The organism is Streptomyces sp. 4F14, from assembly GCF_048159485.1.
Classification (GTDB): domain Bacteria; phylum Actinomycetota; class Actinomycetes; order Streptomycetales; family Streptomycetaceae; genus Streptomyces.
In genome coordinates this window covers 1-337 of the sequence record NZ_JBLRVY010000324.1, presented here as the reverse complement: position 1 = coordinate 337, position 337 = coordinate 1, and the positions used below count along the sequence as shown (strand labels likewise).

The 337-nt window shown below is 65.9% G+C and carries 1 pseudogene; it reads left to right on the top strand.

What is annotated here, in order from left to right:
- A pseudogene (locus tag ACLZOT_RS50940) lies at nucleotides 1–337 on the top strand (HAD family phosphatase); the annotation flags it as partial.

The window sequence follows — 337 nt, the reverse complement described above, 5'->3', positions numbered from 1 at the left end:
AGCATGGACGACTGCGCCCGCGCCTTCGCCAAGGAATGCGGACTGCCCGACGACGCCTACCTCCACGCCATCTCCGTCAATCCCACCGGCCGCCGCCTGTACGCGAAGTTGGAACGCGGCGACATCACCCAGGAAGCCTGGAACTCGGGAATCGCCCGCCTGCTCGACATCGACAGCACCGACTTGATGCGCCGAGCCCTGGCGACCCTCCGCCCCGAACACCTCATCGTTGACGCCGCCCGCTACATCCGCACCGCCGGCCTGAAGACCGCGGTGCTGTCCAACAGCATGGGCATGAGCCCATTCAACCCATACGAGCCATGGCAACTCGAAGACG